The following is a 9,222-nucleotide window of genomic DNA, read 5'->3' on the forward strand; positions in this document are numbered from 1 at the left end:
AAACACAACCCTCTAAGGGACGCTTAGGCCTTTTTCTCTTCCTCTGCTTTTTTATTCAACTCTTTATTAAAGAGAGGACATTTATCTTTATCGCATACGCCGCTCAGTCTAGCAAAAGCTTCACAGCCGTATCGGTATTGTCCGTTATAAACTGAGTTCACAATAGTTTCGATATCTCTTCTGTTCAATCGAGGCATGCAGTTCTCTTCGCCCCATATGAGCATCCGCGCCATTGCTTCATCTCGTTCCATTCCTTGCTGCATATAGAAGCTGGTAAGTGCAGTCCCAGAGTTATTACGCTCGTCCACAGTTTCTTTAAATGTACGCTCAAGCATGGTCTGAATGCATGGCGGCAGAGTTTCTAGCTTGCGAATCTTCCCTTGGTATTCCTTTGCTTTTATATTCCGTTCGGTCCATTTTTGGATGTACCGATCAAGGGATAACTTAGCTCTATTTGATGTTACCAGTGGAGCAGGTTGAAGGAATCTCGGTTCTTTTGCCAGTTCCTTAATTTGTTCTAGTGTACAAGTGCGAAGCTCCTGCTGCGTTATGGGTATCTTATAATGACCACCCTTCTTATTGAAGGAGTTGACCATTCGAAACATGCGCTTATCATCGTATATTGCTGTATCCATTGTTCCAAACAGTGTGTACTTCGCGATATCAAGTGCAATCTCACGGTAGATTTGATTCAGGGATACGTGCGGATTTAGCCCAAGCACATGTCCGCTGACAGTCAAGTGAATCCCTTTGTGTCCCGAATAAAATACATTGATCTGATCAGGCTCGATTGAAAGAATATGCTTAAGATAACGAAAGGCAATATGCACGTCATACTTTAATTTGGTGTAATCCTCTTCTGTCTCTAATGGCTTATCAAAGTCCAGATAAAGATCGCCCCATTTCAGAGCATCCCTTGCATTCAATACCCATTTCCCTTTTTCATTTTGAAAGAACTCAGGGTTAATGTATTGCATTACAGTCTCATAGACGCCTATGTTGTTGTAGTAATTCCGAAACTTGATGGTCTCGGAAGGATGCATATAATGCTTTCGTGTAAATGGAAACTTTTCCGAATTGGTGTCCGCTCCGCATTCCACAAAAAGCTGGAACTCATTCACTGTGCGATCACCTGTTTTCGAATCACTCGGTTAATCCCATGTATCTGATGAATATTCTTCTTTTGTGATATCGTCTCTCTAGCTTCATCTACATATTTCTCAATATCAAAAGCGTTTCGAAGAAGGCTCCGTTGCCAGCTTAAGCGAATGCGCTTTGCTTCATCGATGGCAAACAGGATTTCGTCCAGATCATAGATGCCGAGTAAGTAATTAAATTTTCCTTCATCCTGCTTAATCATATGAGGATTGCTCTGAATGTTCATCTTTTCATACCAGTACTCAAGCAGTTCTTCCATCGTAAAGCGTTTCTTCATCTCCAAGAAGAACGGCTCCACTTCTTGAATATATTTGCCGTCCGGTCCTTTACGCATCTTAGGCGCAGGAGAAGTTTCCCTCAGCCGGTTGTGATAGTAGAAGATATCCGGATTCATGATATTCTTCGGTGGTTTCTTTGTGGCGAAAATCTCTTCAAGCATATAAATTCGTTTGACCATATCCGGGTAATCTTGGGCAAACTTCTCGATCTCTGCTTGAATCTCTTCCAGCTCCCATCCATCCTTAACTAATTTCTGAATAGATGATATGTTAGTCCGGATACGAGAGTCGGCATTCTGTATCGGAATACCGACTATCGTGCATACGAACCATCCTGAGAGCTGATAAATCAACCCATCTCGATTCATTAGGCGGCAAACTTCTCCAAGAAGATATTAAATTCAGCTAAATTCCCCGGAGTTAAATCGCCTGGAACTGCATCCTCTTTCTTCAAGAACTCTCTGAGTAAAGGAAGCATGTCGTTATCGGTTTGTATATTGAGCCTTGCCTTGTGCTGATGTATCTTTTGTATCTCAACCTGATCCCATTGCGGCGGAATAGCACTTTGCTGCGGAGCACTCTGTGCCTCAGTTTGAACCGGCGCGCCAACTGGTTTAGCTTCAGCCTTGAATGCTTGCGGCGTTGCTTCCGCTTGAGGGGTCGCTTGGAACGACTGCTCTTTAGCAGCTTCTGGTTGCTTGTTCGGCAGATTGCGCTGATCCCAAGCAATGGCTTCTGGTGTGTTTGGCTCATGAGGATTAAATGGATATTGATCTTCATGAAGCTCTGGCGCTACATTAAAATTTCCGTTAGCCTCGTTATTTACATCTACAGCCCAGTTCGTTTGCTGTTGTGGTGCGCCCCACTGTCCGTTAAAGCCACCTTGCTGTTGTTGTGAAAACTGCTGCTGCTGTTCAGGCGTAGGTTGGAAATAAGCTTGCTGTTGCTGTTGTTGATACGGATCAGTATAAGGCTGTCCGAAGCTTTGCTGAGGCTGAGCATAAGTTTCTTGCGGCTGCTGGAACCCACCTTGCGGTTGGTGTTGGAATTGATACTGTCCGCTTTGCTGCATTTGATCATAAGCGTTTTGTTCCTCATCAGCATCCGTTTCGACTTTAATTTTGGAATAGATAGACTCGCCTACGCCAAAGAGTGATGCCGCTTTTACTAAGACATTAGAAGCAGCTGCCTTATAAGCACTGTCTTGATTATCCTTGCCGCCGACAGCAATTTTGCAACCATATTGCTCACGCTGGCCAAGTCCGGGAATGAACAGGAAGCCGCGAGCGTGATAAACATATCCATCAAAGGACCATGTCTTGGAATCCTTATCATACTTGTAGACTTCTTCTCTCCAATTATCAATCAAGCCGAAGTCCCAATACGTATATCCTGACACAGCGTTATCTAAAATTTGGCGAACGGTGTTTACGCCCATATACTTACTTGCAGGTTTCTTTCCGCTCCCCGGTTTGGTTTCTAGCCATTCGTCCTTACATTCCTTCAAAGACTCACGGATCTTTTTGATCTGATCCATGTCCGGAAGGTATTTCTCAATTGTAGGTCTCATAGACGCCTCCTGTATACTGACTGCTTTCTTATTATATTCTTCAACAGATGCCGAAGCAACACCTAAATGTAATGCGTTACATTTGTATGATAGCACGCTGAATTTTAGGAATCAAGAGAAAAATTGAAAAAACGCAAGATATCGAGAGATATCTTGCGCTAGAAAGAGATAGAAGTATTAAGCTTCTTTCTTTTTAAACGTGCCAACGAGATTATGGAAGCTGACAACAATATCGACAGTGCTTCCTGCAACTCTCAGAACGAACGACTCAGAGACTTTAAGTGCGAACACTCCATTAACCTCTGCGTAGACTACTCTGACAGTATCAAGAACAGCCTGTTTCTTCTCTGCACCGTTGCCCTCTGTTTCGAAAAGAGCAACCAAGGTGAAGACCAATTGAACGACAGCCGGCGTAATTGCTAGATATTCAAGAGCTTTGCGAACGCTTGTTAACATTTCGTTTCCCCCTATTTCTCTTCCGTATTTTTGGAAGATCGATTAGATTTATTTTCAATCTCAGATTGAACAAAGTTAATGATGCTGTTTGGAATCCACTTCTCCCATCCAGCTCGTACAGAGTTAGCCGTTAAGCTGTTGAAGGTGTGGAAGATCAAGCCCGTCGTTACAAAATAGAAGATAACGCCTGGCGTGTTTAATACATAGTCAAGCATGTTGGCTGCTGCCGGAAAACAAAGTATGAATAAAGTCCTCAGTACGCCATTGATACCATATTCGGAAGAATAACTTCCATCTTTCTTGGAAGCGGCGATCCCACTGATCCAGTCCATAAAGATAAAGAATGCATAGATGGCAATCATAAATTTCCGCTCTTCTCCGCCGCCGTATACGGTTTCTACGATCGACCCGAAAACTCCACCTATTGTTGCCCATACTGCAGTAGATGAAGAAGCTATATTATCTAAGCTAAGTGTTTTTCCGAGCTCAAAGCGACTCATCGGTTTCACCTCTTTCTCATCGAGAATAATTAAGCCTTACCGCATGCAGGCATGGATTCACGCCGTTGTACATCAGCAGCTTTGTACGAACCCATATCCGCTCCGAAAACTGACCTGACCATTCAGTATTCTTGAGGGGAGTAAGGAAGCCATCTGCTTCCTCTCTCAGTAATTCGTACTCAAAAACTCGTCCTTCCATAAGCTGATCCAAGTTGCGATCAATACCAAATGCATCACGATTGAGAAAGACGTGTTCTACAGATTCAATGTTATAGATGCCTTCCATATCGAATGGTGTTAATATTGTGCCGCCGCCTGGTTCAAACATCGTCAAGTAAACGCCGATCTCTTGCGCTCCGAGAACGAATACCTTCTTACCGCCAATATCAAGGGGATTTTTTTGAACCAGCGTAATGCGAATCTTCTGAACGGGAACGCCAGGGAAAAACCATTTCTTGCGAGGTGTATATTCGTTGCTGTTTACAGCGGCCATATCTGGTTGAATAAATCCCTGAATGGTATTCCAAGCGCTATTATAATGAATCTCCACATTCTTGACCTGAACGCCTCTTTCCGGATGTGGATGGATTTGCACCGTGTTGATGTTGAGATTGTTTACTAGATGGCTAGGAAGTTCAATCTCAAGGATGACATCTTCTTGATCCGGACATTCAGCAATATTATATGTTACTGTTCTGTGCCAGTAAGACTCATTATCTCCGTTGAAGGCATTAAGCAGGTTATTGTCGATGACTTCACCCTTGGTATTTGTGCGACCTACTTGAACCTTCAGCTCCGTAGGAACCACCACAGTACCGGTCTTTTCATTGACCGTGTGTGTCTTTGGTATCTGATGAATCAGAGGAACAGTCGCATAGCGATAATTCAGGTCTACATCACAACGTAGGCTCGTCTCTCCGTTCTCTTGGGAGATGTTTGGGTAAACTGTCGTCATGTCTTGTACGAAGCCGGTCTTAAAGAAGATCGGATCGTAAGGCCCTGCTGATTCAATTCGATTCATCTGTGCTTCTAACTCTACGGTCTTACGCTCAAGCATCATCGCATAGTTGTGTAGGGCTGTATTCGCTGCAAGGATGATCTGATGGGCTTCCGAAAGATTCTGGATATTCAGATTGCTTTGACGATACAGCTCTACAAGCTCTAGGTATTTATTATCTTCGTTGTTATTGTAATCCGAGGAAGAAGTAGCTCCCCTAAACTGGGCGCCTCCTGGTTTACTTGTAGGCATTCTCATAGCTCTGAAGTCTCCTCTCTAATTCAGACAGATGCTCATTCATCTGATTCATCCTTTTTGCCACAGGATAAAGGCCGTTCATCTTCTGTTCGGCCACCGCAACCGTTACAGTGTACTCGACTTTCATATCTCCATTTTGTAACGCGTTACTTTTTAGTTTTATATATCCATTTTCGAACACAAAATCCCCAGGACTATTGAGTTCTGCTCCATCTAAGGATATCACAAGCCTTGAAAAAGAGCTTTCTTCAACTCCCGGCATGAGCAGATAGCTGGTCTGTTCCATATTTATATTGAACGTTTTTACTGCAGAATACGTAATATTTTCCACTCCAGCTTCGTTTTCCCCCTGAAACCACGATTTTACGGCATCATCTTGATTTTTTGTATGATTTTCTATCATCATGTGATTCAGTCGGATGTCCAAAATCTGTTCTTGGTGATCAGATAATACTTTCTCTGATTCACGTTGCCCCCGATATCTTGCATTACGCTTCATGATATTTGGGTAGTGGTAATTATCATCCCTGCGCTCCACGATCACTAGATCGTACCCGTCATCAGCCGTGGCAATCCATCTTAATTCATAGAATCTCGTGAGCGTTTGCCCTTGATCATCATTCATGACAGCTTTAAGGATAATCGTATACCTCTTGCGAGCAACGTAATCACGCAGTGCTGCACGGATTCGGTATTCTCCACCAGCGGCAATCGTTACCGATTCTTGTATCTGAGTACGCCCATCCATGTAGATGAATGATTCTGCGCCGACCTCTACCTTAAATTCGACAAATTTCCAAGCCGAATCTCCGCTATTTTTGTAGGATAGAAAAATATCATCCTTATTGATCGGCAGCTCATTCATCATAATCGAAGGATTAACTTGCACTTGGCCATCATTAGTACCAATCCATAATTCTATTCCTGGCTTTTTCTTTGGTGGCTCCAATACGGAAACGACAACTGAATCTTCGCCTTGCGATCCCTCTACATTCTCAGCATAGAACTTGATCGTATACGTTCCAAGGCGATTAAAGCTGAGTATAGCCTGCCCTCCATTCTGGTTAAGAATATCTACTCCGGTCGGAATGTCCCACCTTCTGAGGCTGATTTCGGCTTCTGATTCGGCAATAGCATCCAGGGTCAGGCTCTCACCTTGTGACAAAGAGTGTGTACTTGGTTGAAGGATATCAACGAGTATAGGCGCAGGATCAGCGACATATATGGGCGCACTTATTGTGAAATTTTCACCTATTGTATTATTCACATTGTACTTTACGTGATATGCCCCTGCTTTGCTAAATCGAGCACTATTGGTTAAATCCGTGAACGAGATTGGTCTTACAATGGTTGAGTCTGCATCATAGAACCAATCACAATCTCTAATGGCTGTATTGCTACCGGTTAAAGTGATCTTGAAGCTGGCCGTTTCTCCAATCCGGATGCGTGCTTCGGGAGGGTCAATTGTTCCCGATAGCGGTATATGTGGTGGCGGCGGATCCTGATACGCTTCAATTCTGTACTCTACATAATCCTGTGCTTCAACATATCCGATGTATGGCTTTCGGTACCGGGCATCGCTTCGAACTTGGCTGATTGTTTTTCCATCAACCCAATTCCCTATTGCTACTTCCAGATTACTTGAATTAGGTCCGTACCGAACAACTTCTTCTATCCAACTCTTTACCCCATTATCGTAAACATAAGCAATCCCTAAGAGACTACCAAATTTATTTGATGGCGAGGACAGCGGTGGAGCAAAGTTTACGATGCGGATCGTCAGGTTGTCTGCACTCTGAATCTCAGGCACAATGCTATAGCCTTCCGATGTGCTGATACCGGTATTGCCAAGCACATCAGCGAAGTCCATTTCGTAAGGAAATACATTATCATCATCAAAATAAAATAATACTTTTTCTATTGTTGGCATAAGCTACCTCACTTCGCTTGCAGCTGCAGACGCATTATTTTCGGTGTGATGTGTGGAATGCTTTCTTCCCGCCTCATCGAAGCTCTCACCACGACTTGATTATTCTGAATAGAACTATCAATGACTTCATAGACCAATTGAAAAATGCAGTTTGATGGCAGGTAGTTCAGAACTACTTGGTTTTCATAAATCGCAAAGTAGTCTCTGTTATTCGGGGAGATATTGTAATACAGCGAATGCTCGTCCACGATTTTAAGACTATCCTTATCTGCCCTTACCCGTTTCTCCAAGAGGAAGTTGAATTTGCCTAGTAGGGTTTCATTAGGCAGATTGCCATCTGTAAAATCCTGCCGAAGCTGCATATCTCCCCAATGGAATAGGATTTGAATCTCACTCCATCCTGCCGCCAGCGTCAAAGTTACTTCTTCATTGGACGGTACCATGCGTTTACCATCTACATATACTGCATATGTTCCAATGCGTTTTCTTACGCCGGATACAGTCTGAATGACAGCCAGGGATAATGGTTCTACTCTGGCTTCTTCGCTATACACGCAAGTGGTGAAGCGGTAGAAGTTATCGGACTTGCCGCCATTCTCACGGCGCAAATTTAATTGGTTTCCGATGGCTTGATAGTTAGTACGGATAGAATCTGGCCGGTTATCATATTGCGACTTCCATGTGCTGTTCAGCGGGATGGTGCCGTCAAACTTAATATAAGACCGCTCTCTTCTCCACTGATTAATCCCGCGAAGCAGGATAGGATTCTGGATATCGTCAAAGCTTTCCGGCAGGGTGCCGTCTTTGTCATCTTTAAGGAGCCTAAATACCCTCATGCCATTCTTTACTTCCTGCGTAGCTTCTGCTTGTCCAAACTCTATATTCTTCGATGCGCGAGCGTTAAACTCTACCGTCTTCGAATATTTAGGAGTTGTGTCTTCAGAGGGGCTGATCGGATACCAGATTAGGCTATCCAGTGCAGTCGTTTCATTCGTTAGCGCAACTTCGTAATCAATCGCTGTCCCGAACGGGATATCCTGTGAGGCGTTAAGTGAAACCATGTTGATATTATCAGAACTAAATACAAATGGCTGCGTAATTAAGGTGCCTTCGCTGAGATAGCTTTTCTTTGAAATCGAAATGCTCTTTGCGCCGAAGTAATAGTTATACATGCCGGCAGAATTATCATCATGATCCTTCTTCTCATAAGTGAACTTAATTGCCTTTACCTTTAGCTGAGAGAAGTTCCATACCGCTCGATTACTTACAGATTGCTTATTATTCTTTTCAGGCAACGGAGTGAATGTCGATCCATCAAGAGAGTATTCTACTTGGATCAAAACGGGCTTGCCGTGGTGAGCAATATACTCTACTTCATTAATCTCTTCTACACTGGCCAGCCTGATCGTCAGCTCTGCTTTTACGGTGCCTGGTCCTGTTGTTTTAATTACATGCCACCAAGCTGTATTGATGTTGTCATCGAACGCATTGTTGATCGTTTCGATAGCAGACTGTTTTACGTTAGGCGTAAGTGCATTAAAGGTTGCTTGAGAGCCTGATAATAAGACTTTATTGCTCTGCCTTTGATTTTCTTTCAATGTGATCTGACCGTTATTCAGATCAATGGCTGCCGTGCTATTACCGGTGTTCATCCGGCTTGTGTCAATGAAGTCTTCAATAACCGTATCTAAGTAGCTGCTTCCTGCCCCCGACACAAGGAGAAGCTGATCAATCTTCTTAGATAGCATAGATAGTTCATGGCTGATCTTGGCTCGCTCTGTTTCAACAAAATTGAAGTCATTCATAATTCGAATGGTTTGACTAATTGTGGCGTCATACAAATCGCCAATGTCCTGTCTAATCATCGTCACATTATCATTGTAGCTTTCGCTGTCCGACTTCTCTTTGCGGAGAACCTTACGAGGCGAAAAGGACGGAGCTCCAGGAGTATGTTCCCGGAGCCATTGCCCTAGATGATAAGTGATGGTTTGAATACTGGGATATCTTCCGCGCTGCAGATAGGACCTTACGATCTTCTCTACTGTGCGTGAGAGCTGTGTCTGCCGGATGCCCAT

Annotated in this window: 8 protein-coding genes; all 8 read right to left on the bottom strand. The window is 43.6% G+C overall.

All coding sequences use genetic code 11. The features are described from left to right. Window positions 1–23 precede the first annotated feature (23 nt). A complete protein-coding gene (locus PUW25_RS26305; RefSeq protein ID WP_274338682.1) occupies window positions 24–1,121 on the bottom strand; it encodes a primase C-terminal domain-containing protein in 1,098 nt (365 codons plus the stop codon). Then, window positions 1,118–1,804, bottom strand: coding sequence for a hypothetical protein (locus tag PUW25_RS26310; protein WP_047913123.1), 687 nt, complete (start codon window positions 1,802–1,804; stop codon window positions 1,118–1,120). Before PUW25_RS26310 ends, PUW25_RS26305 begins: the two co-directional genes overlap by 4 nt. After that, window positions 1,804–3,006: a hypothetical protein gene (locus PUW25_RS26315; RefSeq protein WP_152557800.1), complete on the bottom strand. Its 1,203-nt coding sequence runs from the start codon at window positions 3,004–3,006 to the stop codon at window positions 1,804–1,806. The genes PUW25_RS26310 and PUW25_RS26315 overlap by 1 nt, the downstream gene beginning before the upstream one ends. Window positions 3,007–3,183: 177 nt before the next feature. After that, window positions 3,184–3,462 carry a hypothetical protein gene (locus tag PUW25_RS26320; protein ID WP_047913122.1) on the bottom strand — a complete coding sequence of 93 codons (279 nt, stop codon included), beginning with the start codon at window positions 3,460–3,462 and terminating at the stop codon, window positions 3,184–3,186. An 11-nt stretch (window positions 3,463–3,473) separates the two neighbouring features. Further along, the gene (locus PUW25_RS26325) at window positions 3,474–3,962 is read right to left on the bottom strand and encodes a phage holin family protein (protein WP_274338683.1); all 489 of its coding nucleotides are present in this window, start codon (window positions 3,960–3,962) and stop codon (window positions 3,474–3,476) included. Window positions 3,963–3,978: 16 nt separating this feature from the next. Beyond that, complete coding sequence (locus PUW25_RS26330; RefSeq protein WP_274338684.1) at window positions 3,979–5,217, bottom strand: hypothetical protein; 1,239 nt, start codon at window positions 5,215–5,217, stop codon at window positions 3,979–3,981. Continuing rightward, a complete protein-coding gene (locus PUW25_RS26335; protein WP_274338685.1) occupies window positions 5,198–7,147 on the bottom strand; it encodes a hypothetical protein in 1,950 nt (649 codons plus the stop codon). The genes PUW25_RS26330 and PUW25_RS26335 overlap by 20 nt, the downstream gene beginning before the upstream one ends. Before the next feature lie 8 nt (window positions 7,148–7,155). After that, window positions 7,156–9,222 carry a discoidin domain-containing protein gene (locus PUW25_RS26340; RefSeq protein ID WP_274338686.1) on the bottom strand — a complete coding sequence of 689 codons (2,067 nt, stop codon included), beginning with the start codon at window positions 9,220–9,222 and terminating at the stop codon, window positions 7,156–7,158.

The sequence above is a fragment of the Paenibacillus urinalis genome, from assembly GCF_028747985.1.
Taxonomy (GTDB): Bacteria; Bacillota; Bacilli; order Paenibacillales; family Paenibacillaceae; genus Paenibacillus; species Paenibacillus urinalis.

Bases quoted from the DNA above. Each gene is read 5' to 3' on its own strand.
- PUW25_RS26310 (WP_047913123.1), bottom strand. From the start codon at position 1,804: ATGAATCGAGATGGGTTGATTTATCAGCTCTCAGGATGGTTCGTATGC.
- PUW25_RS26315 (WP_152557800.1), bottom strand. From the start codon at position 3,006: ATGAGACCTACAATTGAGAAATACCTTCCGGACATGGATCAGATCAAA.
- PUW25_RS26320 (WP_047913122.1), bottom strand. From the start codon at position 3,462: ATGTTAACAAGCGTTCGCAAAGCTCTTGAATATCTAGCAATTACGCCG.
- PUW25_RS26325 (WP_274338683.1), bottom strand. From the start codon at position 3,962: ATGAGTCGCTTTGAGCTCGGAAAAACACTTAGCTTAGATAATATAGCT.
- PUW25_RS26330 (WP_274338684.1), bottom strand. From the start codon at position 5,217: ATGAGAATGCCTACAAGTAAACCAGGAGGCGCCCAGTTTAGGGGAGCT.
- PUW25_RS26335 (WP_274338685.1), bottom strand. From the start codon at position 7,147: ATGCCAACAATAGAAAAAGTATTATTTTATTTTGATGATGATAATGTA.
- PUW25_RS26340 (WP_274338686.1), bottom strand. From the start codon at position 9,222: ATGGGCATCCGGCAGACACAGCTCTCACGCACAGTAGAGAAGATCGTA.